We start from the raw sequence: 26,330 nt of genomic DNA on the forward strand, positions 1-26,330 counted from the left end.
ATAGAATTGAATGATGACTTAGAGAATAAAGAATATTGCCCATATATATCACAATATGAAACTAACACTGAAGAAAGTGGTGTACTGGATGGATACCCGGATTTTTTTTGGTAAAACAGAAGAAGCTGCTCGCCTGCCGATCTATATGACCACGGTTGGTTACTGGGAACACCAATATGAAACCGAGCGTCCAGAGGGATTCCCGGATTATCAGATCCATCAGATTATTAGTGGCCAGGGGAGACTGATTATACAAGACGAAGAGTATATCGTCGGACCGGGTGACGTTTTCTTTCTGTATCCTGATGTCCCGCATCGATATATGCCCATCAGTGATCGTTGGGAGTTGGCTTGGGTCTCGTTTCAGGGGAGAGAGGCCAGCCAGTTATTATCTTATGCGGGAATAACCGGTTCACGCGTGTGCAGACTCAGAACAGCCACGCTGTTACGTGGCCTGGAGCAACTTCTGGTTAGAGGAGAGAATGGGGATACCACGGATTACGCAGATTACGATGTGGAATGCTCCAAACAATTATATGCCCTGCTGCTGGATCTGAAGCCACTGCTCATCGCATCCGCCAATTATAATGATGAACTGGAGCGCTTGAAGCCTGTGCTGCGTTATATCGCAGAGCATCTGGATCGTTCACTTTCGCTGAAGGAACTGGCCGATGTGGCTGTAGTATCTCCCCAATATTTGTGCAGGCTGTTTCAGAAGGCGCTCCATATCAGACCTGTATTTTACGTGAACCAGGAACGGATCAATCGGAGCAAACAACTTATGTTCAGTGAGAGAGAGCTCCGAATATATGAAGTTGCTGATCGAGTGGGTTACGAGAACGCCAGTTATTTCTGTGCGATGTTCAAAAGGCATACAGGCATGAGTCCCGAACGTTTTCGCAAACTGCATGGACTGAATTGAAAGTCTGAATCTTGTTCTTTATTTTGAATTTTGATCTGTTATTCATCCCAATTTCAGTTTTTATTAAGGTTGGGAAGGTAAGATAAGTCTTGTAAACCCCTTCTCGTGTTAAATAGATGTGTGACTGGCCCTATCGGATTGTCCTCCGGTAGGGCACTTTTTTTCTTCATTTCTGCGGTTGGTGGTATGATAGATGAATACATATTGTGTAACCAACTCTAGTGACCGGAGGATGGAATTGTGGATCATAGTCTGCACCCGTTGTTTAAGCCGATTCAGATGAATGGAACGTACCCTAACAGTTATTATGTTGAGAAAATACCTGCTGCCGGTCTGATGGCTTATGTGGCCTGTTATTGGGAATCTGGATCTCTTCCGAACTCGCATGCGGATGTTACTTCGGGTGAAGATCGAGAGCCATCGGTGATGACTGTGCCTGCTCGGGTATTGCCGGATGGTTGCACGGATATGCTGATTACATACGACCCGGTCTGTCAAGAGCACTCCTATGCTTACTGTGGCAATTATACACTGCCGTTCGCTCTACCTGAGCCAACCGTTCATGGTCCTCCTGCTGGAGACTACACCTTTGGTGTCCGGTTCTTCCCGGGTGGAGCGCATGTCTTCCATGGCATGCCTCTGGAGTGGTTTACGGATAAGCGAATTACCCTTCAGGAATGTTGGCCGGAGAAGCTGAACGAGCTTCAGGAACGGATGGCCGAAACGAATAGTTTTGCAGAGCGAGTAGAGGTTATGAATGCGTACTTGAGTCCGTTGCCCTTACAGGCAAGCACATCTGAGAACAATTTGATGAAAAACGTGCTGCACCGCATCTTTATAGATGGGGGACGTATGAGTGTTCAAGAGCTGGCGATGCGTGAAGTGATCAGTGAGCGGCAGTTGCATCGCAAGTTCTCGGAATGGGTCGGAATCAGCCCCAAACGATTCAGTGAGGTGGTTCGTTTTCATCGTGTGCTGAGTGATATTCATCAGGGGAACACGGCAGACTGGGCAATGATTGCCCAGAATCATGGTTTTTTTGACCAAGCCCATCTGATTCGGCAATTTCGCAAGTTTTATGGAGAGACTCCGTTGACGGCAGCCAGAGAACACGGCAGGATGTTGTCCGATTTGTACAATAGATCTGTAGCACCTTCGGTTATACTGAAGTCGTGAGAATAAAAGATAAGGGAGACATCATATATGAATGGAACATTGCAGATTCGGGATCACTTGTTAAATGAGTTGGAAACAGGAGTAAGGACGGGGGCTTCGTTAATTCGCTTGATCCGTTCGGAGGATTGGTCTTATCGTCCACAGGAGAATATGCGTTCATTGGTGGAGCTTGTACATCATTTTATCCAGATCACCGCATCGGACCTTGCCATCATGCAAGAACAAGGTGAAGCTGAGGTTGGGCTAGTGGAGAACAGTCTGTCCGGGAACCAGGATATTGAGAAGCTGGAAGCAACATTGTGGAGTAATTTCGAATCCTACAAAGCCTATATCACGGGATTAAGTGAAGAAGATTATTTGAACCGCTCTACCAAAGCTTTCTATATGGAACACGGTCATTTGCAGGCGCAATGGCAGATTGAAACGTTGACACATGTGTTCCATCACCGTTCGCAGCTCTATAACTATCTCAAGCAGCAGGGTCATGAATTGAATTTCTACATGCTGTATGCGTAGTTAGACTTGTACTATTAAAGTAAGCTGAGTTGGCTCCACCGGATGGTCCGGTGGGGCTTTTTTTGCGTACATTCGTCTATCAATCTATGAAGTCTATTAAAATTGGACATTATGACGCTGGTAATTCACCGTTGCTTTAATAGATTTCAAGCATAGAATACCGTATCAAAGCAAAAGGAGGTGATTTCAATGGCCATCCTTTTACCACAACAGTTTTATAATTTGGCAGCAGGTGTGGGCAAATCCTACTATGAGAATTTGGCTGGGGGCACTAATGCCAGCGCTACAGTGAACAACTTTGGACCTTTTCCCGTATCTCTCGTGATCACACGTGTGAATGAACCAGTAGTCACTTACGTTATTCCTGTAAACAGTAGCCTTACCATTTCGGCAGGTGGAGTTCTGGTCTTTGCATTGTTAGCAAACCTCGGAGGCGCAGCTTCCGGAACAATTCAATTCGCCGTAGCAGAATTTTAATTGGTGTAATACAGTAGATTGGCCTCTGCCGGACAGGTTGCCGGCAGGGGTTTTTCTTTTTGATGTGGAACCTTCTGGATAAAAAATGATATTATATTAGAGTCATAATTGTTGATTAATAGGTTGTTATAAGAATGAATTTCTTGAAAAGCGAGAAAGAAGGGGAGATTTGATGTTTAGAAAGTTGTTCATCTGCATTTTGGGGGCAACCTTAGGATTGTCTGTAATCTTGTCACCACATGTTGCTCAGGCGACGACTGAGATGACCACCCTAGAGTATGGCAATGGGGCTACATTTTATGGAGAGACCAAAAATGGAAAACCTCACGGGAGTGGAACCATGACCTGGGGAAAAACCAAAACCTATAAAGGAAGCTGGGCCCAAGGGAAACGTTCAGGACATGGCACATATAAAGTGATAACACGCGCTGAGGACAGAATTATAGAGTCCAAGTATGACGGGAACTGGAAGAACGACAAGAAAGATGGTCAAGGTAAACTTGAGATTAACGAAATAGCTTTGACTGGAGAAAGGCTGGAATCACGAATCCAAACAGGAACATTTGCCAAAGATCAGTGGATTGCAGGTTATGATGTACGAAATGGAGAATATGATCCGCCATATTATTTTGCTTACAAAGATTCGAAATTAAGATTTGAAATCTTAGGTTATGTCGGAGACATTTTGAATGATCTGAAGAAGGGTTATATATTCTCGTTTACATATCAAAAGGGAAAAGTATATAAAAGTGTTGGTGTTGGAGATGAGTACAATCCTAAGCAATTTAGTTCTTTTATAAAAAGCATAGAAAAAGAGATCAAGCCTCACATTAATCAATTCGAGAGATTGGCTAAGCAATTATAAGTGTTATTACAAGGAATGAACATATACAGATTATAAATGTTGTTTACCCCGACGGTCATTCGATTAATTTAAGGTATAGGCGGCACGCAGATTTGTGTTGGCATACAGGAGGTTAGTGGATGATGAACAGAACAATCTTATTTGAAACCGAGCGGTTGGAATGTGCGACGTGGAATGAAGGAGATCGTGCGCTGGCGTTTGCATTGTGGGGCGATCATGAGGTTGCCAAGTGGATTAGCAGCAAGGGATTTCTGAGTGAGGATGAAGTAGAAGCGCGATTAACACAGGAGATTCAAAGGCAAAAGGAAGCGGGTGTGCAATATTGGCCGCTCTTTGAGAAAGAGTCGGATGTGTTTGTCGGTTGTTGTGGCCTGCGTCCGTATTCTCCAGAAGAGGAGATCTATGAATTGGGATTTCATCTAACCCGGGATCACTGGGGCAAAGGGTATGCGCAGGAAGCGGCGCGGGCGGTGATTGGTTATGCCTTTGACAAAATGAACGTGAAGGCACTGTTTGCCGGGCATCATCCGGATAATGAAGTGTCACGTCACATCTTGATCAAGCTGGGATTTGAGTATACAGGTGATGAACGTTATGAACCGACAGGAAAGATGCATCCATCGTATATGCTCCAAAGTTCTTAAATCTTCTTCGGAGTATGGACAGGCCTCAGCGTATCACACTTAACGTGAATCCGATTCAAAGAGGTATGTGCTCCTTACTGGGTCAGCTTGCTTTTCATGCTTTTTTTATTTCGCTTTCAGCTTCTATTAAGGTAGCGGAGGTATGATAAATCTTGTAAACCCCTTCTCGTGTTAAATAGATGTGTGACTGACCCCGCCGGGCGCCGGTGGGGTATTTTTTTGTTTTATTTTCAAATAAACAAAACTAAACAAAAATAAGTAAAAGGTTATTTCTGTGTTTTTTATTGACTAACAAAGATAAACAAAGGTATAATGAATGTGAAATAAGGAACTTACTATGTACGTGGCAAGCCAATTGATTTTCAATATAAGGAGAGATTGATCATGAACGTGACCCTTACGAATGACACAACAAAGGCTGCAGGTTTCGATATTCCATTTGTTCGAGAGATGGCCGAGATTACACAGCATATGTGGAAAAATGGCTGGGATGAGCGCAATGGTGGTAATGTCAGCTATCTGCTGGAGGAAGAGGAAGTAGCTCAATATATCGATATCCATCATGTGATTCGCAAGATCAAACCGGCATTTTCGGTGCAGGAGCTGGCAGGCAAGTATTTTATCGTGACCGCATCGGGCAAATATTTCAAAAATGTACTCGCTGATCCGGAGAGTAATCTGGGGTTGCTGCGTGTATCGCAAGATGGACAGGAGCTGGAAGTGCTCTGGGGATTGAAGTCGGGGGCCAATCCAACAAGTGAGTTGCCTACGCATTTCATGAGCCATATCGAACGTTTGAAATTGGACCCGAACCACCGGGTTGTCATGCACAACCATGCCACTCATGTATTGGCTATGACGTTTATCCACGAGTTGGATGAAGCAAAATTCACGAAGACGCTGTGGCAAATGTGCACGGAGTGTGTGGTTGTATTCCCGGATGGCATTGGCATTATTCCATGGATGATTCCTGGATCTAACGAGATTGGCCGCGAAACGGCTGAGAAAATGAAAGAATACCACGCGGTCATCTGGCCGCAACATGGCATCTTTGGAACAGGTACAACGATTGATGAAGCTTTTGGTCTGATTGAGACCATTGAGAAGGCAGCCCAAGTATATATGCTGGTTGCTGGTCACGAGATCCGGCAGAGAATTACGGATGAGCAACTGACCACACTGGCACAAGCGTTTGGTGTTACTCCTCGTCACGGCATTTTGGACAGATAAATAGAAGCTGAAGAAAGAAGCTGCACAGGTCTGGACAAGGCAGATGCAGGAAAATTATATTGCTGTACAGTCAACGCATAGATCAAGGAAGTGGTCTTTGGTTCATTGAACCGAAGGTCATTTCCTTTTTTTTGACGAACAAACGTCATTTTGGTTCAAAAAAGTTCAAATTGCTGAACAAGAATGGCTTTGTTATCGATTATTGAATCGTAGAATGCATTATCACGCGCTGGCGAAATTCGGGTGAAATGACGTATTGTCAACGGCTCTGCGATTTTGCATAATAACAATGCTTCACAGATGAGAGATGGAAGGAAGTTATGATCATGCTTGGCAAAATGAAGAGAATCTTAATAGGCAAGCCAATGAAATCGGCTGAACTGGATGGAGAAAAATTGGGGAAATGGAAGGCACTCGCCATCCTGTCCTCGGATGCCCTATCGTCCGTTGCCTACGGTACGGAACAGATTTTGCTGGTGCTTGTTGCGGCCGGATTCGCCGCCCTGTGGTATTCTGTTCCGATTTCCATCGCCGTGCTGGGATTACTCGTCATTTTAATTTTTTCCTATCGCCAGACGATATTTGCTTATCCAACAGGGGGCGGCGCTTATATCGTAGCCAAGGATAACCTGGGTACAACATCCAGCCTGATTGCCGGAGGATCTCTGCTGGTCGATTATATTTTGACCGTTGCGGTAAGTTCGTCCGCAGGCACGGATGCGATTACATCGGCTTTTCCTATGCTGCATGACTACAGTGTTGTGATTGCTCTGATTATGATTGTTTTTCTAACCATTATGAATTTGCGGGGAGTGACGGAGTCAGCGTCTGTGCTGGCGATCCCCATATATCTGTTTATTTTTTCGATTGCAATTCTGATTATCTCGGGTGGAATCAAGTTTCTTGCCGGGGGGATGGAAGCAGCTGCACCAGAATTCGGAACAAGTCTATCCCATGTGAGTATGTTTCTGTTATTGAAAGCATTCAGCTCCGGTTGTTCGGCCTTGACTGGCGTGGAAGCGGTAAGTAACGCGATCCCGAACTTCAAGCAGCCTGCCGAGAAAAATGCCGCGGGTACATTACTGCTTATGGGTTGTATATTAGGAGCCATGTTCATCGGCATCACCTTACTGGCTTATGGGTACGGAGTGAAGCCTGATCCCAAAGCAACGGTCATTTCCCAGATTGCTGAAGCGACGTTTGGCAGGGGCACGATGTATTTTATCATTCAGGGTGTAACGGCACTGATCCTGTTCCTGGCTGCCAACACAGCATATTCGGCTTTTCCGCTACTATCCTTCATGATGGCGAAGGACAAATACATGCCGCATGCATTTATGGTCAGAGGAGACCGCCTTGGTTTCTCGAACGGGATCATTTTCCTCAGTGTGATGTCTGCGCTGCTGGTGGTCGGGTTCAAAGGAAATACGGAAAGCCTGATTCCGCTCTATGCGGTAGGGGTGTTCATTCCATTTACCCTGTCGCAGCTGGGTATGATGATTCGCTGGATCAAAGTCAAGCCGTCTGGCTGGCAGATGAAACTGCTCGTTAATACGATCGGTATGCTGACTACATTATCGATTACCCTGATCTTTATTTTCACCAAGTTCACACAGACATGGGTCATCTTTATCTTTTTGCCACTCGTTGTCTATGTGTTCATGCGTATTCACCGTCACTATTGCAACATTGCCGATGAGCTGCGAATTGACATTCAGGTGGAAAAACCAGCCCACAAAGGCAATACCATTATCATTCCTGTTGCAGGCATTACCCGGGTCGTCATGAATACGATCAGTTATGCGCAGACGATGTCGGATCACGTGGTCGCGCTGTATATTGGATTCGATGATGAGGCCATACGCAAGATGGAGCAGAAGTGGGAAGAGTGGAATCCTGGTGTTCGTCTGGTCGTGATCAAATCGAGATACCGCAGCATTATGGGGCCGCTGAAGAAATTCATTGATACCGTAGAGTGGAAAACGGCTGAGACCGATCACATCACCGTATTGATTCCGCAATTCATCACCAAGCACTGGTGGCAAAATGTACTGCACAACCAGACCAGCTTCATGATCCGGGCCTATCTGATCAATTACAAAGACGTGATTGTCACCACGGTGCCATATCATCTTAATCGTTAACTCGAACGGTTCAACGCTTCACCCCGTTTGGAAGATTTACAGATTATTGTAAAATGAGTCGCGTTCTTTAATAGGTATACGTTCATATTCCATTTACACATCGAACCGCAAGGATATCTCCAAAAAGGAGAGTTCTTGCGGTTTTTTTGTCGTGAAATCTGGTCTGGATACCGCTTTCGAATGGATGCACATTTGCGTAAAGTCCCTTGTCCATGATTAACGTTACGTTGATTCAGAATGAATTTTGCTGTGACATTCGACTCTTACACTAGATAACGTGGTGCTGAAGTGGATGTAACATTTCACACACACTGAATGCGTGAAACAAGGGGGAAGAAAATCCGATGAGTGAGCTTGATAACCGGATCAGCTTGCCCGCGGCCAAACGGCGTGTATCAGGTACGAGTGAGCGCCGGGCAACCTCGCTGCGTGTGCAGCGAATGCGGGAGAATCTGCTGGCCTATGGTTTCCTGGCACCATCGCTGCTTTTGTTTGCAGTGTTCCTGTTTTACCCGATGTTTAAGTCCGTGTACCTCAGTCTGCATTCCACAGATCCGACGGGACAGATTGCCGCTTATGTAGGACTGGATAACTTCAAGGCAGTTTTCCAATCAGGACTGTTTATGCAAGGGATGAAAGTGACGTTACTATTTGTGCTGTTTACAGTCCCCACGGGCATGCTGGCTGCTCTGATTCTGGCTGCACTGACCCACAACCGGTTCAAGGGAATGCGTGTGTTTCAATTTGTGTTCTCTCTGCCCGTGGTGTTATCTGTGGGCTCGTCAGCGGTGATCTGGAAGTTTCTATTTCATCCGACCCTGGGCATGCTGAATTATCTGCTTGGCAAAGTAGGCATTGACCCAATTCCCTGGCTTACCAGCCCGGACTGGGCACTGATCTCGATCTCCATCATGACAATCTGGATGAACCTCGGATTTAACTACATTATTCTATCTAGTGGTTTGGCAGGCATACCGGATGAGATCTACGAGAGTGCCAAGATTGATGGTGCAGGAGCATTGCTTACGTTTCGTAAAATCTCAATGCCGCTACTGTCACCAACGTTATTTTTTGTTACGGTCGTATCGATCATTGGTGCTTTTCAATCGTTCGGTCAGATCAACATTCTAACCCGGGGTGGCCCGATGGACAGTACAAATGTTTTTGTATATTCCATCTATCAGGAAGCCTTCGTTAATTTCCGCTTTGGTACAGGTAGTGCACAGGCACTGATCCTGTTCGTGGTAATTATGCTGCTGACCCTGATCCAGTTCAAATGGGTAGAAAGGAAAGTGCATTACCAATGAGTGCGACATGGACCAAAACGCTGTTATATGGATTACTGACGATCTGTGCAGCGCTTGTGCTGTATCCGGTGATGTACACCTTTTTCATGGCTGTCATGACGCCGGAAGATGCGAGTGCTTATCCGCCGCATATCATTCCGAATTCCATCGATCTGTCCAACTTTAGCGAAGTATTCGATATTGTTCCGATCGGTCGATTTATCGGTAATACCTTCCTTGTCGCAGGACTGACAACAATTGGTCAATTGATTACAGCGAGTATGGCAGCCTATGCTTTTGCGAAAATGCAGTTCAAAGGCAAAAACGTCATCTTCAGCATGTTTGTCGCAACGATGATGATTCCATGGGAAGTGACGATGATTCCCAATTACCTAACGGTTCGCAGTTGGGGCTGGCTGGATAGTTACCAGGGGCTTACGGTGCCGTTTCTGGCAACGGCGTTTGGTACATTCCTGCTCAGACAGTTCTTTATGCAGCTACCCAAGGAGTTGTTCGAAGCAGCGAGGATCGACGGTTGTGGCCATATCCGCTATTTCATATCGCATGTCCTGCCATTGTCCCGTCCAGCACTGGGTACACTGGCAATCTATTCATTCTTAAGCATGTACAATTCGTATCTCTGGCCGCTGCTGGTGACAAATACACCGGAGATGAGAACCGCACAAATCGGGATCTCGATGCTGGAGTTCCAGGAATCCACAGCATGGAATCTGGTATTTGCCGGAACCGCAATGGTGATTCTACCATCCTTACTTCTCCTGATCTTCGGACTGAAACAGCTTGTCCGCGGAATGGCCGCAGGCGCGTTGAAGGGGTAAAAGGGGGGAGTAGAGTAAGTTTTAATACTATTTAATTGAAGTAAAAGATTCAGAAAATTTGAATTAACCTTGTATCTTCGTACAAGATCTTAAGGGTTGGATACCAGGAGCGAATAAAATGAGGCTCGCATTTTCAATAAGTCTCTTGAAGAGCTGCAAAAGTAGTGAAGGAGAAGAATCGATTCTGAAGAAGCGAAGCGTTCGCCTTTATCACCGGATTTTCCCCTTTGAGAGGGAATGAAAAAAATCCGGGGATAACAGCGATCAAAAGAACGATTCATATCCGGAACGGCCATCTTGCAGCACCTATGCACTTATTGTTACGCGAGCCATATAAAAGGAGAGCGATTATGAACGGATTTCGTATGAAAAAAAGAGGAACATTTGCATTAATGCTGGCTGCACTCATGTTGGTTATCTCCGCTTGCGGAACAAAAGCTGAAACAAGCAGCCCGGCGAGTGGCGCTCAAGCAGAAGCTGCTGCCGCTGCCGCCGAAACAACACAACTGACGTGGTGGCATTCCATGTCTGGCGCAGGGGAGAAAGCCATTAACCAACTCGCTTCCGACTTTAACGCCAGCCATCCGGACATTCAGGTGAAACCCATCTATCAAGGGAAGTACGATGAGAGCTTGAACAAACTCAAAGCATCCATGGGCTCAGACAGCGGTCCAGACATTATCCAGGTCTATGAGATTGGTAGCAAGTTCATGATTGATTCAGGCATGATTACGCCGGTACAACAGTTCATAGACAAGGATCAGTTCGATCTGTCCCAACTGGAACCAAACATCATCCGTTATTACACCATCGATGGCAAATTGAATGCCATGCCGTTTAACACATCCAACCCGATCCTGTATTACAACAAGGATATGTTCAAAGCAGCTGGTCTGGACCCGGAGAACCCGCCGAAGACGTATGAAGAGTTTGAGCAGGCGGCGAAAGCACTGGCGAAAGACGGCAAGCCAGGTGCGTCCATGGCGATCTACGGCTGGTTCATGGAACAGTTCTTTGCAAACCAGAATGCAGATTATGTAAACAATGGTAACGGAAGAACCGAAGCAGCTACAGAGTCTCTGTTGAATTCCGAAGCAGGCGTGAAGACATTAACGTGGTGGAAAAAGATGATCGACGAGAAAACCCTCTCCAATCTGGGGCGTAGCACAGACGATACAACAGCAGCATTTACCGCTCAGCAGATTGGTATGACTCTGGATTCCACGGCTGGCCTGCGCAAAATCGTAGAAGGTTCAGGTGGCAAGTTTGAACTGGGAACAGGTTTCCTACCTCGTCCAGCAGATGCCAAAGAAGGCGGCGTTGTAGTGGGTGGAGCGAGCTTGTACATCATGAACAACAAATCGGAAGCACAACAACAAGCGGCATGGGAGTTCATCAAGTACTTGGCTACACCAGAGGTACAAGCGAACTGGAGCGTTGCGACAGGATACTTCCCTATTACGACAGCAGCCTACAATGAGCAAGTATTAAAGGATAATATGGCGAAGTACCCGCAATTCCAGACAGCAGTCGACCAATTACACGCTTCAGCAGATTCGACAGCAACATCCGGGGCTTTGATGGGCGTATTCCCGGAAGCTCGACAACTTGTCGAAGGAGCGATTGAAACCGTCCTGAATGGACAAGGTACACCACAAGAAGCATTGGATGCAGCAGCTAAACAAATTACAGACAAGATTGCGCAATATAACAGTACGGTGAAGAAATAATTGTAGGCTAATCTCAGAATAAAGATGCGGCGATCATTCCTGATCGTCGCATTGTTGTAATTTTATGATATCCTCTGAGACCTAAGACGGATTTTTCTTAATGTACAACCTGATTGAACAAATGATTGCAACATTGATAAGATGATGAACATTAACAGGTTATGTCTGATTATAGGCCGAGTACAAAAGTATATCTTAAAAGAGTGAGGGGTTGTAGGTCGAAATAAAAGATATTTAATTAACATGTGTCAGTAGTTCGATTTTATATACCACGGATAGGCCTAAAGTCGAGATGACGATTTATGTAAAAAATCCTCCTACGCGCTAACAATCGGCAAAACCTACGAATAATTGCAAGATGTATTCATCCTCCAGACGAGATATGGCTTAGAAAGATTTCACGAAAATCAGCGGGTATTGTAGAAATTAGTTCTCTATAGGCAAATGAATATAATATGTTTAACTCCCTAGAACAGTTTGCAGACTCCCATCTGCAAGCTGTTTTTTCTAGTTAATGCCTGTTAATTTTCACCAAGTGAAGGTATAGTAGACAGGATTATATTGAAGGAGTGTAGACGACATGCAAGATCAACCCGTTTTAATCGCACTATTTGCCATAGCGGCAGGAATTTTTAGTTTGCTCGGAGGTATCAACAATTGGGACTGGTTTATGAAGAGCTTTAGAGCAGGAATTTTTGTGAAGACCATTGGACGGCAGGGCGCTAGAGTAGTATATGGTATTCTCGGTGTAGTCATGATTGTCATTGGTGTACTACTGTTACTGATCGGATAGTTACTGGGATAAACGAACTCACCAAGTATCATCTACATACGATGTTCATGAGCGAAGGCAAAGTAAGAGGATATGTGAGAAGAGTCAAATGAAAAAAGCGTTTGAATGCTTAAAGTAGCAGTATGCAGTGTGACCAGGATAGAATATCAAATCAAATAGCATGCCTGAAAAAAACATAGCCATAACAAAAAGACCACCGAAAAATTTCGGTGGTCTTTTTACCAAATTCAGGTTTATTCATCTCAATCTGGTTTAATTATCTTTTAAGTCTTCAACAGAATTGATATCCATGTAAGTCGGAACAACCAGACCTTGTTTAACTCCTGTCATGCTGACAGCGATATCTTCAATCTGGTCACCATATGTCTCCCAGTAGTCCCCATGTGTAAGCGGGAGCCAAACGGCTGGAGAAGCATCAATATCACCTGCTGCCAAGCCTGCCCACATTGGACCAGCTTCGACTTGCAGTGCTTTGACTGTGTAACCGAGATCCGTCTCAAGCACATACTTCATCAGGTTGGTACTCGCAATTTCAGAGTCCCATGCAACATAACCGAGACGTAAATTGTCACCTTTAACCGGGGTTAACCCCTTGGTCCATTCTTCAATTTGGTCCGGATGTTTTTCTGCATAAGTCTTGGCAGCTTCTTCAGGCGAAACGCCCTTTTGAATGTCTACCATGATTTCACTCATTTGATCCGCAGTCCAATTAAAACGAGAGAAGAACTCATAGGCAACGGGATGATCTTCTTTGATTCCCTTACGTCCAACCGTGTGAACTTCCTCTGCATCGCCGAAAATTAAGTCGGGATCGTCCAAATACTTCAGATCATACTGATTGAACATCCAGTGCGGAGTCCAACCCGTAACGATGATGGGTTCTTCATTTTTATAAGCTTTGTCCAGCGATGCAGTCATCGCGGCTCCGGAGCCTTCGATTAGATTCCAGTTTGACAAATCATAATGCTTAATGGCGTTTGCTGTGGCCTTCATCAGACCTGCACCTGGATCAATACCAACGATTTGGTGATTAACCTCTTCGCCCACATTAGCACTTGCCGATGGAGTGGAAGAAGCGGCACCTGTCTCCAGATCTGCAATCGAATTGACTTCAGTCATGTAACTAGGAACCACGAGGCCTGTACGTACACCTGTCATATTGGCCCCCAGATCGTCCACCTGGTCTTTGTAACGTTCCCAGTAGTCTGCGTGTGTCAATGGCAGCCAAGCTGCTGGAGAGGCATCTACGTCGCCTGAGGCAACACCCGTCCACATGGGTCCGGCTTCGACTTGCAGAGCGTTAACTTTATAACCCAATTCGTTTTCCATCACATATTTCAGCAAGTTCGTACTTGCGATTTCGGAATCCCAAGCCACATAGCTCAGTTTGAATGCATCACCGTTCACTGGAGTCAGACCTTTGGTCCACTCAGCAATCTGATCGGCATGTTTCTCAGCATAAGCTTTAGCTGCTTCTTCTGCGGATGTGCCATCCTGGATAGCAGTCATCATTTCACCCATGTCATCCGAGGTCCATTGGAAACGGGACAGGAATTCAAATGCAACAGGGTGATCTTCTTTCAGACCTTTACGGGCGATGGTGTGAATTTCTTCAGCATCACCGAAAGATTTCTCCGGATCTTCCAGATATTTCAGATCATATTTGTTGAACATCCAGTGTGGAGTCCAACCTGTAATGATAATTGGATCTTCATTTTTGATCGCTTTGTCCAGCGTGGCCGTCATGGCTGCACCAGAGCCTTCAATCAGAGTCCAGTCAGTCAATTTATAGTCTTCGATCGCTTTTGCCGCGGACTTCATGATACCAGCCCCTGGATCGATACCGATAATCTGATAGTTTACTTCTTGACCTACAGCATTGGCTGCTGAATTGTTGCCACCAGCCGAAGTTGTACCACCAACGAAGTATTGTGAGAAACCAGCTACAAGCACAAGGAATGTTGCCGCAGCAGTGATCCATGCTTTTTGCTTGGCTGTAATGCGTGAGTTCTTTTTACGACCTGGCATAAACACATTTTGTGTAAAACGGTCCAGGACAATCGCGAGTACAACAACGGCCAGACCGGCTTCGAAACCTTTACCGATTTGAAGCTGTGTTACAGCACGATAGACTTCCGCACCAATACCTTGTGCACCGATCATGGATGCAATAACAACCATGGACAGTGACAGCATGATGGTCTGGTTAATACCGGACATCACGGTAGGCAAAGCGAGTGGAAGTTGTACTTTGAACAACTTTTGCATGGAAGTTGAGCCGAATGCATCAGCTGCTTCAACCAATTCGCCAGATACCTGTCTGATACCCAGGTGAGTCAGACGAATCGTTGGCGGAATCGCAAATATAACGGATGCGATAACACCTGGAACGACACCAAGACTAAAGAATGTAACCGCAGGCAGCAAGTAGACAAATGCAGGCATCGTCTGCATGAAGTCAAGCAGCGGAGTAATGATACGCGCCGCAGTTTTACTGTATGCGAGCCAGATTCCGACAGGTACACCAAGCAAGATTGATACCAATCCTGAAGTGATAACCAGACCGAGTGTGTCCATCGATTGGGACCAGTAGCCCAAGTTATCAACGAGCAAGAACCCGATAACCGTAAATAGTGTAAGTGGGAGTCGACCTACAATAAAAGCAAGAACACCTAATATCGCAATGAACAGGAGCGGATGGGGCAACATAAACAGCCCGGAGAAATATCCGACAACCGCTTGAATAACGGTGGAAATTACATTAAACAATCCGGAGAGCGAGGAGCTCATCCAGTCAACGATGGATTCAATCCACGACGCTAGTGGTATTTTGGGAATCATTCACAAGTTCCTCCTTTACTGCAACTTCACCGCTAAGTGCACCCAGCAGGGCACCGCGGACGATAACACCTTGCAGACGGCCATTCTCACCAACAACAGCGAGAGGCACATGGGCTGAACTTACAATCTCGAACAATTCATGAATCAGGGTCTCAGGCGACACAGTAGGCCCGTCCGTGATCAGAATGTCTTTTAATACTTTGTTTTCACGCATCGCACGAGAAGCGTCTTCTGCTGTAATGACACCAAGCAGCTTCTTCGAACGGTCAATGACAAACAGGTTGGAAACGCCACTTTCGCGCATTAATTCGAGGGCAACACGAGGACCACGATCAAGCGTAATTGTTTCAGGGCGACGCATTACGTGAGATGCTGTAAGGACCTTGGACAGATCCACGTCTTCGACGAAGCGGGCCACGTATGAGTTGGCCGGTTGAATCATGATTTCTTCCGGTGTACCGATCTGCACAACTGCGCCGTCTTTCATGAGGGCAATACGATCGCCGATGCGCAGCGCTTCGTCCAAGTCATGGGTAATGAAAATAATGGTCTTTTTCATTTTATCCTGAAGCTCGATCAACTCATCTTGCATATCACGGCGAATCAATGGATCAAGAGCACTGAAGGCTTCATCCATCAGTAGTACTTCCGGGTCATTGGCAAGTGCACGCGCCAAGCCGACACGTTGCTGCATCCCGCCACTGAGTTCATCTGGCATTTTGTCTTCCCAGCCTTTAAGGCCAACCAACTCCAGTGAAGTTTTCGCCTTCTCCCGGCGTACTTCCTTATCCACTTTTTGTATTTCCAATCCATACTCCACATTATCAAGAACGGTACGGTGCGGGAACAACGCAAACTTCTGGAAGACCATGCTAATCGTTTTCCGGCGCACTTCGCGCAATTGTTCTTTGTTCATCTTGCGTAGATCCTTACCATGGACCAGAATTTCTCCGGATGTTGGTTCAATCAAACGGTTGAACATCCGAACCAGTGTGGATTTACCACTCCCGGACAGTCCCATAATAACGAAAATCTCGCCTTCTTTAATGTCCATGTTGACCCGGTTGACACCAACCGTTATCTGTTTTTCTTTGGCCAACTTTTCTTTACCCCAACCTTGCTCCAGTAATTGCAGACCTTGCTCGGTTTGGGGGCCAAACAATTTACTTACGTTTTTCACTTCAAGTATGGTCATGTTTTCACCCCTTCTGATGTGTTGTGCACTTCGAACGGCTTTCAGCATCCATAAGCCCATACACTTATGCGCCCAGCCACGAAATCCGGTAGTTGTTGCTTCGCTTCCCGTCTTTCTGGGTAACGAGTTTAATACTAACAATACTTAACCAGTATATCAACCGAATAAACAGTACATAATGTTTGTACAGTAAAAACTGTACAAAGTTTCTCGTCCAAATACTCCGTCATTCTCCTTATTCTGGCTAATAAGGCAGCTTTACATTTGACATTGCTTTTCCTACAATAGAAAATGAGCTGAATTGAAGCTGAATTTTTTGGTTAAAAGATAGTCATAGGCAATTGTAGCCTGGTAAAGTTCCCATTTTCATACATTGGGTGAATGAAAGCCCTCTGGCATATATGATGTCCGGCCGAGTGCTTTCCCATGTAAGCAGGACTTTTAAAGTGTTGCAATTATTTCGCCAAAGACTGTGGAATGTTCAGAATGGAGGTTGCAAGCATGGGCTTGGACCATTTACAAGAGGAACAGCAGGCAACCGTGCTGAAGATTCGTAAGCGCGTCATTGAAGCCATTGGACGTAATATGGATCTCTACGGGGTTACGCTGTCTACGGGACACTTATATGGATTGCTATTTTTTGCAGACAAACCAATGACCCTTGACGATATGGGACGGGAAATGGAAATGAGCAAAACGAGTATGAGTACAGGTGTACGAACACTGCTGGATTTGAAAATGGTAAATAAAGTGTGGAGCAAGGGCTCCAGAAAAGACCTATATGAAGTGGAATATGACTGGCATCAGACATTTACGGATTATTTTGCAATTAAGTGGAGAAAAGCCGTGGAGAGTAACCTTCAGATTCTGCGCAAATCGATTGAAGAACTGAATCGACTAGTCGATGATTTGGATGAAGAGGCGGATGCTGAACTTATCCACATCCTGATGGAAGACAAACACAAAGTTTTGCAAGCGGAAGCATATTACAAATGGTTGGATCGGTTGATTGATACCATGGAAAATGAAGAGATATACAAGCTGGTTCCGAAGGAAGAGATTAAGGAACATTCATAATGACATGCGAAGGGCCCTTTCCGTTATAGGAGAGGGCCCTTTGGCCTGTGCAATATCTTACTGAATTATAATGAAGGAACACGATGTAAAAGATAATCTTGCCCATCGTATCAACCTATGTTCACATCTAATGTCCGATCAGACCTGCCTGAGGAAAGACTACAGACTGCTGAGTAATCTGTTCCAGTTCATTTAGAATCTGCAGATGTCCAGCCGGAGTCCAGCATAACTGTTGCCAATTCGAGATATCGTGAACGTTACCATACAATACAGCAGGGGATCGATTCCATGATGCCGTTTGTTTCATGCGTCGGAACAGCTTTTCACTGACAGGCTGGAGCGAAGCACGATGGATTAACAGGTAATCCGTGTCAAGTACGGGGATACTATCCGCTGCATACTCATTTCTGGGACTTTCGGGAGATACAAGCTGAGCAGGCTGGAGTCCCAATTCAGCATACAATAATTGATTTAATGGATGCTCGCCAGTTCCTTGTAAACGGATGAACTGATTCGTAACCTCCATCAGAGCCAACCGTTTTTGTCCGAAATAGGGTTGCAGGTTCAGGCTTGCTTCAAGCTTGCGAAACACAAGTTCTTTGAAATTTAGCAACGCTTGCTTCTCACGTCCGACCAGTTCGGCTATGCGAATATGGTTCTTTTTCCAGTCATCAGTGGACTCCAAGATGATGGTGGGTGCAATACTTTTCAGGTGATCGTAATAGGGCTCGTGGTAAAAGTCACCGATGATCAAGTCTGGCTTCGCCTGCCGAAGTTGATCGAATTGTTTGGTTAATCGGCGTTCTTGTTCATATTCATCCGATTCTCGGTCAAACAGACCTTCACCTTCCAGCACAGCTACCGGGCGCAGTCCAAGCGAGGCCAAGTTCTCATGGAATCCCATAATGGATGCCGTAGCTACGCGAAGTTGATCTCTTTTCATATATACGCTGGGAGCAATCCCCAAGGTTTGTTTGAATTTGCGGCTAAAATAATACTCATTGCCATACCCGACAGATACCGCGACGTTTTTGAGGACACAGGATTCCTCTGTCAGCTGTTTCTTGGCTTCGTCTATACGTAAACGATTCAGGTAATCGGTCGGTGACATGCCTTTGGCCTTCTTGAAACTGCGTGAATAAGAGCTTGGTGTGAGTCCAGCAATCTTGGCAAGCTGATCCATGCTGATTCCTTCACTCATGTAACGTCGCATATACATAATACTGCGTTCCAAGGCAGGGTCTACTTTCTCATGATTGGCTTCCAGCCGGTTCTCTGAGAGAAATTGCAGCAGTTCATGCAGCTGGCTATGTATGCTGATAAAGTGATCCGGTTGAAGACCTCGATAGGTTTCATACAGTTGTTCCAAACGTAATACAGCCTCCTGCTCATGACGAACCAGCAACCTGCCCGTCTGCCAATCCAGCGGGAAGGCGGGTGATGAGGTCATTTTCCATTCACCGCGCACTTGATGCAAACAAACCGTATCCATGCTTAGCAATATACATTCGGTCACATTCGAGCGCGCAGCGGCCTCAATGGTTGTTCCTGGCTTCAGTACAAACAAGTTGCCCGCTTGCGCCGTATAGACTGTATCATTCAGGACCAGAACACCGTCTCCTTGCAAAATAAGACAGAGCATGGGCCGTGACACCGTCTTGCCTTGCACACGGAAATTCTCCCCACGACGCACACGGCACATGGAGGAGAGGAGTGGTAGAGATGAGGTTTCAGCAACGAAGGGAAACTGTTCAGTCATACGGACCATTCTTTTGTCTCATTTTCTTAATGATAACAATTATCATTCTCATATGGAAGATGTTTTTTAAAAATAGTTTTCGACAACCCAAAAAGGATTACCAAGAGCCACTAGGGCTACCAGGTAATCCTTTTTGTTATGGATAAGTCCGTAGAATGAGCTACATGCTTGAATCAACATTATATGTTAGTACGGTGTTACCAACAGAATATTGTCGAGGAAAACGTCACTCATTACTTTTTTTCCTGTTCCACCCGTTTGCACGTGATACAAGCGATATTGATCTTTGGCATTGATGTAGAAGAGACCCGCAACATCATCTCTGATATGGAATGCATCCCATTCGTCCCCGGTAAGTTTCGTTACCTTGAGAGCTGTATTGACCGAATAGAGTCCGTTGTTGCCCGAAATGTATGCAGCCGTAGATGTACCATTGGTCAATTGATTCGCAACATACGTTACATTTGTCAGGTTCAGGTTGGCGGATTTGGTCACTTTGTTGCCCGAGACCGTTTTGGCATAAGCCTTTTTGTCTGCATCAATAAGGACAACCTTGTCTGTACCTAAGGCACTTACTTCACGAACGCTCTTGTTATGAAGCTGAAGTGTTTTGGCTGAAGTTGTTAACGCAAACGCTTTGCCTTTGGCATAATTGTAATCCTTATTGCTGTCGAGAACGATTCCTTTGTTATACACGTAAAGATTGTTTCCCCAACCACCGGAATATACAGCATTCACATCCAGTTTGGCTTTGGGATTAACAGCGGTCGCTTTACCAGTGTTGTAGTTCACCTTATACATGACAACAGCATTGGTGGAATAGAAATCCTCGTACGGGTCTGTATTTACCATCAGTTGCAGTTCGTTTTTGGCTTGATTTGTAAAATAACGTCCTTCCACTGCGCCTGCGGCAATCCGCTGCACAGCTCCAGAACCGTTGGACGTTTTGGACACGATCCACGTGTTTCCATTAACCAACGCATTATAGTAGGCACGCCCTTTGGTTACCAGGAGGAATGGGAAGTCGGTATCAGCCTTGTCAGCAATCTTTGTGACAGCTGAAGCGTCACTATTGCCATTCGCGCGATAAATGGTACCTGTAGCATCCAGATAATAGATGAATCCGTTATCCGTATAATAGCTGAGTACATCTGTAGCAAATGTCTCTGCCGCATCGCTGGACCCGTCATTTGGAACCCGAAGCAATGTTGTGGAAGAAGCAGTCTGCGTGTAGTAGAGATAAGAGCCTGCCCCGTGCAAGTCCACACCTTGGAAATCAATTAATACTTCTGTTGTATTGCTGCCATCCGCGGAAACTTTGTACAAAACTCCGTCGGACTCATAATACACTGTGGATTGGCTAAGTGAAGCTGCCTGGGCTGCGGTTCCACCTCCCAATGTCATTGCTGCAATGAGTGTAAATAACAGCAATGTACAGATGGTGCGTTGCAAGTATGTATACCTTGTTTTCATTCGTTCATCGTCCCCTTCGTTCTTCTATATGTATGTCGTTAATTCCTTATGTTATATCGGTAAACTATGGAAGATATGTTAGATCTCAAACATGAAAAAAAGAAGAGAATGAAATTGAATTTCATAGTCATTCAAACCTGAAATCGAATTGCGAATGATGCTGCCAATCCGGTTCCAAATGATTCTCCGCCTGACTTGATCGTGATAACATAACATTCAACCAGAGCAGAGGAGTGAGCGATCATGTTAATGAATGTGGCGATCATCGGATTTGGAAACGCAGTGGTGAATTATCATTTGCCTTATCTGGACAAAAAAGAAAACATCAAGGTGAAGACGATATACCGTCGCGAGGAAGATCGGGTTGGCGATACAGAACGTGAGTTACTTTATCCCGAGATTACTTTTACAACGATTATCCAAGACATATTGCAGGATGATGAGATTGAATTGATTGTTGTCGCTACCCATGTGGATAGCCATATAGAATACGCCAAGCTGGCCTTGGAACACGAGAAACATGTGCTGGTGGAGAAACCATTTGCCTCCACTTCTGCGGAAGCCAACGATATTTTTGAACTAGCCACTCGTAAAAATCTCATCGCCATGGCAAATCAAAATCGCAGATTTGATGGTGACTTCCTGACATTGAAAAAAGTGATTGAGGGCGGCAAATTGGGGAATATTGTTGAAATCCAGTCCCACTATGATTATTTTCAGCCACAGTACGCGAGAAGTGGATTTGGATTGCTGCATGGTTTGGCTGTACATACGATCGATCAGTTAATCTCCATCTATGGCGTAGCTGACCGAATTGATTATGATGTTCGGAGTTTGATCGCGCCAGGTGAATCCGATGATTATATCGATATTGATTTTCGTTATGGACGAATGAAGGCCACGATTAAGTGCAGTCTGCTTGTGAAGATCGAACATCCAAAATTCATTGTCCACGGTAATCGAGGGAGCTTTGTTAAATACAGCAGTGGGCATCAAACGAAAAATGGAGATGGACGAACCAGGGTATCCATTCAAGCTGAACCGGAGGATAACTGGGGGACGATTAGTTATGTGGACGATGAGGGAACATCACATACGGAGAAAGTCCCTTCGGAAGCGACAGACTATGGCATTTTATATGATCAACTGCTTCAAGCCATTCGACATCACGGTGATAAACCGGTCAAGGATGAAGAGGTTTTATATGTATTGGATATTTTACATGACGGAATCGAAGCAGCGAAGAGAGCCAACTGACAAACAACCAACGACAGGAGCGAAACGATATGATGAATATAGCAACGATTGGTACAGGGTCTATTGTGGATGCCATTTTAGCTGCGATCAATGAATTGGAAGATGTTACTTGTACAGCGATGTACTCCCGGAAGAGAGAGACAGCACAGGAGCTTGCGGGTAAGTATGGGATCGGTACAATCTATACGGACCTGAAATCCCTATTATCAGATACAAATGTAGATCTCGTATATATTGCTTCACCAAACAGCATGCACTACGAACAGGCCTATCAGGCACTTCAACATGGCAAACATGTCGTCTGCGAAAAACCGTTCACGTCCACGCTTCAGGAAGCAGAAACGCTGATTGCACTTGCAAAAGAAAAGAATCTGTTGCTGTTTGAAGCCATCTCCAACATTCATCTGCCCAATATTAAAGTCATACAGGAGCAGCTACCAAAGCTTGGTCCGATCAAACTCATCCAGTGTAACTACAGTCAATACTCGCGCAAATACAATGATCTGCTTGCAGGGGAAACACCGAACGTATTCAATCCACAATTCTCTGGTGGAGCGCTGATGGATATCAATATTTATAATCTGCATCTGGTCATGAATCTGTTTGGGAGTCCGAATACCGTATCGTATACCGCGAATCAGCATGCAAACGGCATTGATACGTCAGGAGTTGTGGTTCTCCAATATCCGGAGTTTATTGCGGAATGTGTAGGTGCCAAAGATACAAACAGCATGAACTTTGTGCTCATTCAGGGCGAGAAAGGTTATCTTCAGGTTGTGGGAGGAGCAAACGGTTGCCGGGAGATCAAGCTTCAAGTCGGGAATGAGCCTGCTGAGGTGTATAATGCCCAGAGCCAATCCAATTGGCTGTACTATGAGTGGGAAGCGTTCAGGGACATCCATGAGAATGGGGATTACAAACGGTGTTACGAACTACTCGAACACAGCCAGTCTGTAATGAGTGTACTCATGAGTGCGCGCAAGAATGCCGGGATTGTATTTGCAGCGGACCAGCTTTAATCGTTAATACGTATCGCTAATGCTCCCCATGTACAACATGTCGAAAATGTAGAGTATCGAGACCATCGAAGACATTTTGGATAGCCTTAATTGTTCATTGTATCCATAAGCCAGCAACGTTTCATCACAATGTCTGGACAGGGTTGAATGGTTGTTGCCCGTGACCGCGATGACTTTCATCTGTTTGTTGCTTAGCACTTTGGCGGCTTCAATCATGGATTGGTTCTCACCTGTGTGAGATATAACAAAAGAGAGCGTCAGGCTATTGGGATTCATCGTGTTCAAATAATGCATGTTCGGACTGTTATGAGCAATCGCAGATATGCCGAGTTCATTCCACTTGGCACAAGCCTGTTGAGCCAGATAATAATTCATATCACTGCCATAGACATCAATGCGTACAGATTCTTTGACCCAACTCGCGATTCGTAGCAAAACAGGAGCATTTAACATCCGGCGCGTATCATCCAGCGCCTGCTGGTACAGGTAAGGAACAGAGTCGATGGCAGCCAGCACGTTGCCTTGTTCTGCAATTTCATGATCCTGCGTTTGCAACGCGGAAGGCATGCGTTGATATTCAAGAGCAAGCTTTAACTGAAAGTCTGGGTACCCCTTGGTACCCAGCTTTTTGCATAGACGAACAATGGTGGATGAGCTTGTATAGGTCTGTTGAGCCAGTTCATGGGCTGTAGAATCAAATACAACTTCGGGATTGTTCAGAATATAGTCCACAATATGTTTCTCCTGTACCGTTAATTGTGAAGCATATTTTAATTTTTGAAGTAGTTTGGATTCCATACAGTTGTTCCATTCCTCTCTATAATCATCCCAGAGCATATTTCTCCAAACATCATAACCTGCGCTTATTGATTTCTCAATCTGCATAACCGAGCCCAGTGTAATCTGTTGAATTTCCTCGCTACACTCCACATCATTCAGATCTGACTTTCCGCCAGTTGCTGACGACTATTCCACGACGTGACCAGACGAAGGAGAACCACACTAATGAGCATGAGCACAGCTCCAATCATGAGTAACATCCAAGGACCAATCAGCAGCATGCCACTGGCTTGACCAGCGACTAAGGCGATGAGGGGAAGGACAATTAATCCGCCAAGCTGATAGGCTTCCTGGAACCCACGGACCTTGGCCGAGATGAGGACGTTTAATAAAATGACCATAAGACTGCAAGCGGGAACAACCCAGACCACAAGTATGATCCAGTTCAGATTGGGAAACATCAACGTTCCAAACATGGGGTACATCAGAATATTGGCAATGATTCCATAGATCAGGAAAGTAACCCAGGATAATAAAATGGAAGGGATCAGGGCAGCTAGCACTTTGCCTTTAAAAAGAGTGTTCATACTGATCGGTGTGAATAACAACCCTTCCAGCGTCTTACGTTCCTTCTCACCAGCGAAACTATTGGCTGTCAGAATGCTGGAGGCCATCACCGGAATGATGAGAAACAAGGGAGCGAACATATACATGGCCAAGTAATAGACAATACGATGATTATCTGTAGGCATGGAAGCAAGCTGGGGAATCTGTCCACCATGGGTTAACGCATCCAATGATTCGAGTAGAAAGCTGATGTTGCCCAGAGAACGAAGTTCCATTCTGGAGGCCGCCCACAGGAGGGCGGAGGGCATAATGATTCCAATAATCAGTGGAACGATCAACATGGGCAACCAGAGCTGAACGCTGGCTGTGACGGACCGGATATCTTTACGTACCAGTGCACGTATGGCTTGGCGGTTATTCATGGTGGTGTGCCTCCCTTATGGCAAAATAGATACTTTCCAGATCACTGCCCGTGATGCGGGCCTGATAGACTTGACCATGCTCCGTTAATTGCCTTAGCAGTAATGGAATATCTTCACGCGATGTAAGCTGGAATGTCGCTTGATGTGCGGAGATTATTTCAGGTGTAAAGTTGGTTGCCGTGTGCCATCCATCGGACATGTCGGCTTCTACTTCGAGCTTCGGAGTGGACAGGTACCGGCTAACAATCTCCTGTTCCGTGCCTTCCTCCACGATGCGCCCCTTTTCCATGAAAATATAATGATCACAGACGGCTGACAGTTGGGACAGCACGTGGGATGAGACCAGAATTGTCATCTTTTCTTCCTTATTTAACTGACGGATAATGCGCAGCACCATCTGAATTCCATCCGGATCCAGGCCATTGGTGGGCTCATCCAGAAACAGGATGGAAGGACGATGCAAGAGTACTCGTGCAAGGCCCAAGCGTTTCTTCATGCCTGTGCTATAGGTGCCGACTTTTCGATGCTGATAATCCTGCAACTCGAACAGAGTTACAAGCTCTTCGATTCGTTTCTGGGCATGCTTCAGGCCAAAAACATCTGCGAAGAAAGTCAGATTGTCACGCCCGCTCATATTTTCATATAATCCACTTTGCTCGGTAAGAGTGCCACACATGGCCAGTACTTTCTCTGCCTCACAAGCGGCATCCAATCCGTTAATGGTTACCTGTCCACCGGAAGCGCCCAAGACCCCATTCATGATACGGATCAGTGTAGTTTTGCCCGAACCATTAGGTCCAATCAACCCGGTGACACTGCCTTGTTTAACTGTGAAACTGACATCATGTAGTGCTTGATGCACCTTGAATTGCTTGGATATGTTACGTACTTCGATCATGTATATTCACCGTCCGATCTGAGTTTGGAGATTATACGTGCGGTAGGCTGATATCGTTCAAATGGACGATAAAAAAGATGTTTTCCTCCTTCAATAGTCCCGAATGCAGGATGCACATTTACCCTGAAGTCTGCCTGAAATCGGGTCTCAGGTTTGTTTTCACTCTGCCTTGTAACATGTATCCTTATTTTAGGGTAGAACATCCGTTTCATTGCTATTCATAATGTGGTAATGAAAGATAAGGCCATACGTCTCATGAATGCCTGAAATATGCATATACGCCGGTCTTGGTTATCCAGGGCCGGCTTGACGTGATGTTTTGGCGTGCCTGTCACGGGGAACGTCTGTTTCTAACGATTACATAATGAATTCGTCTAACACATCCATACGAATATATCGTATGGGTACATATTGTGTTTG

Annotated in this window: 22 protein-coding genes; 15 read left to right on the plus strand and 7 right to left on the minus strand. The window is 45.4% G+C overall.

Going from position 1 to position 26,330, the window contains the following annotated elements; genetic code table 11:
* Nucleotides 1-55 precede the first annotated feature (55 nt).
* The 12 genes from F0220_RS06845 (at nt 56) to F0220_RS06900 (ending at nt 12,622) form a co-directional block, all read left to right on the plus strand.
* Entirely contained in the window at nt 56-922 is an 867-nt protein-coding gene (locus F0220_RS06845; protein WP_223199868.1) for a helix-turn-helix transcriptional regulator, read from the plus strand.
* A gap of 240 nt (nt 923-1,162) precedes the next feature.
* Nucleotides 1,163-2,098, plus strand: coding sequence for a helix-turn-helix domain-containing protein (locus tag F0220_RS06850; RefSeq protein ID WP_105597686.1), 936 nt, complete (start codon nt 1,163-1,165; stop codon nt 2,096-2,098).
* A gap of 27 nt (nt 2,099-2,125) precedes the next feature.
* Nucleotides 2,126-2,614, plus strand: a complete 489-nt coding sequence (locus tag F0220_RS06855; protein WP_105597687.1) for a DinB family protein — start codon at nt 2,126-2,128, stop codon at nt 2,612-2,614.
* A 189-nt stretch (nt 2,615-2,803) separates the two neighbouring features.
* Nucleotides 2,804-3,091, plus strand: a complete 288-nt coding sequence (locus F0220_RS06860; protein WP_105597688.1) for a hypothetical protein — start codon at nt 2,804-2,806, stop codon at nt 3,089-3,091.
* Nucleotides 3,092-3,263: 172 nt separating this feature from the next.
* Entirely contained in the window at nt 3,264-3,956 is a 693-nt protein-coding gene (locus tag F0220_RS06865; RefSeq protein ID WP_105597689.1) for an MORN repeat-containing protein, read from the plus strand.
* A 119-nt stretch (nt 3,957-4,075) separates the two neighbouring features.
* Complete coding sequence (locus tag F0220_RS06870; RefSeq protein WP_091015365.1) at nt 4,076-4,600, plus strand: GNAT family N-acetyltransferase; 525 nt, start codon at nt 4,076-4,078, stop codon at nt 4,598-4,600.
* A gap of 384 nt (nt 4,601-4,984) precedes the next feature.
* The gene (rhaD, locus tag F0220_RS06875; protein WP_105597690.1) at nt 4,985-5,830 is read left to right on the plus strand and encodes a rhamnulose-1-phosphate aldolase; all 846 of its coding nucleotides are present in this window, start codon (nt 4,985-4,987) and stop codon (nt 5,828-5,830) included.
* 326 nt (nt 5,831-6,156) lie between these two features.
* Nucleotides 6,157-7,974: an APC family permease gene (locus tag F0220_RS06880; protein ID WP_091015362.1), complete on the plus strand. Its 1,818-nt coding sequence runs from the start codon at nt 6,157-6,159 to the stop codon at nt 7,972-7,974.
* 344 nt (nt 7,975-8,318) lie between these two features.
* A complete protein-coding gene (locus F0220_RS06885; protein WP_091015361.1) occupies nt 8,319-9,281 on the plus strand; it encodes a carbohydrate ABC transporter permease in 963 nt (320 codons plus the stop codon).
* A complete protein-coding gene (locus tag F0220_RS06890; protein WP_091015359.1) occupies nt 9,278-10,099 on the plus strand; it encodes a carbohydrate ABC transporter permease in 822 nt (273 codons plus the stop codon). The genes F0220_RS06885 and F0220_RS06890 overlap by 4 nt, the downstream gene beginning before the upstream one ends.
* A gap of 350 nt (nt 10,100-10,449) precedes the next feature.
* Complete coding sequence (locus F0220_RS06895) at nt 10,450-11,829, plus strand: ABC transporter substrate-binding protein (RefSeq protein ID WP_223199869.1); 1,380 nt, start codon at nt 10,450-10,452, stop codon at nt 11,827-11,829.
* A gap of 580 nt (nt 11,830-12,409) precedes the next feature.
* Nucleotides 12,410-12,622: an immunity 17 family protein gene (locus tag F0220_RS06900; protein ID WP_047842001.1), complete on the plus strand. Its 213-nt coding sequence runs from the start codon at nt 12,410-12,412 to the stop codon at nt 12,620-12,622.
* 252 nt (nt 12,623-12,874) lie between these two features.
* Here the strand turns inward: F0220_RS06900 and F0220_RS06905 are convergent, their stop codons facing one another.
* Together F0220_RS06905 and F0220_RS06910 are read right to left on the minus strand one after the other, a co-directional pair.
* Nucleotides 12,875-15,463: a glycine betaine ABC transporter substrate-binding protein gene (locus tag F0220_RS06905; protein ID WP_105597691.1), complete on the minus strand. Its 2,589-nt coding sequence runs from the start codon at nt 15,461-15,463 to the stop codon at nt 12,875-12,877.
* Complete coding sequence (locus F0220_RS06910) at nt 15,429-16,658, minus strand: quaternary amine ABC transporter ATP-binding protein (RefSeq protein ID WP_105597692.1); 1,230 nt, start codon at nt 16,656-16,658, stop codon at nt 15,429-15,431. The genes F0220_RS06905 and F0220_RS06910 overlap by 35 nt, the downstream gene beginning before the upstream one ends.
* 501 nt (nt 16,659-17,159) lie before the next feature.
* On the opposite strand from F0220_RS06910, the gene F0220_RS06915 reads away from it, so the two are divergent.
* On the plus strand, nt 17,160-17,735 hold the full coding sequence (locus F0220_RS06915; protein WP_105597693.1) for a GbsR/MarR family transcriptional regulator: 576 nt from the start codon (nt 17,160-17,162) through the stop codon (nt 17,733-17,735).
* Nucleotides 17,736-17,862: 127 nt separating this feature from the next.
* Here F0220_RS06915 and F0220_RS06920 read toward each other — a convergent pair whose 3' ends face one another.
* Both F0220_RS06920 and F0220_RS06925 read right to left on the minus strand, forming a co-directional pair.
* On the minus strand, nt 17,863-19,494 hold the full coding sequence (locus F0220_RS06920) for a helix-turn-helix domain-containing protein (protein ID WP_223199870.1): 1,632 nt from the start codon (nt 19,492-19,494) through the stop codon (nt 17,863-17,865).
* A gap of 186 nt (nt 19,495-19,680) precedes the next feature.
* Complete coding sequence (locus F0220_RS06925) at nt 19,681-20,967, minus strand: DUF5050 domain-containing protein (RefSeq protein WP_105597695.1); 1,287 nt, start codon at nt 20,965-20,967, stop codon at nt 19,681-19,683.
* Between the two features lie 243 nt (nt 20,968-21,210).
* On the opposite strand from F0220_RS06925, the gene F0220_RS06930 reads away from it, so the two are divergent.
* Both F0220_RS06930 and F0220_RS06935 read left to right on the plus strand, forming a co-directional pair.
* Nucleotides 21,211-22,224, plus strand: coding sequence for a Gfo/Idh/MocA family oxidoreductase (locus F0220_RS06930; RefSeq protein WP_149846363.1), 1,014 nt, complete (start codon nt 21,211-21,213; stop codon nt 22,222-22,224).
* Between the two features lie 32 nt (nt 22,225-22,256).
* On the plus strand, nt 22,257-23,243 hold the full coding sequence (locus F0220_RS06935; RefSeq protein WP_188310557.1) for a Gfo/Idh/MocA family protein: 987 nt from the start codon (nt 22,257-22,259) through the stop codon (nt 23,241-23,243).
* Between the two features lie 3 nt (nt 23,244-23,246).
* Here the strand turns inward: F0220_RS06935 and F0220_RS06940 are convergent, their stop codons facing one another.
* Genes F0220_RS06940 through F0220_RS06950 form a run of 3 tightly spaced genes read right to left on the minus strand, consistent with a single transcriptional unit; the run spans nt 23,247 to nt 25,910 of the window.
* Nucleotides 23,247-24,173, minus strand: coding sequence for a MurR/RpiR family transcriptional regulator (locus F0220_RS06940; protein ID WP_223199871.1), 927 nt, complete (start codon nt 24,171-24,173; stop codon nt 23,247-23,249).
* A 5-nt stretch (nt 24,174-24,178) separates the two neighbouring features.
* On the minus strand, nt 24,179-25,012 hold the full coding sequence (locus tag F0220_RS06945) for an ABC transporter permease subunit (RefSeq protein WP_091015342.1): 834 nt from the start codon (nt 25,010-25,012) through the stop codon (nt 24,179-24,181).
* Nucleotides 25,005-25,910: an ABC transporter ATP-binding protein gene (locus F0220_RS06950; RefSeq protein WP_091015341.1), complete on the minus strand. Its 906-nt coding sequence runs from the start codon at nt 25,908-25,910 to the stop codon at nt 25,005-25,007. Before F0220_RS06950 ends, F0220_RS06945 begins: the two co-directional genes overlap by 8 nt.
* Nucleotides 25,911-26,330 lie beyond the last annotated feature (420 nt).

The sequence above is a fragment of the Paenibacillus sp. 37 genome (assembly GCF_008386395.1).
In the GTDB taxonomy this organism is placed as follows: Bacteria; Bacillota; Bacilli; order Paenibacillales; family Paenibacillaceae; genus Paenibacillus; species Paenibacillus amylolyticus_B.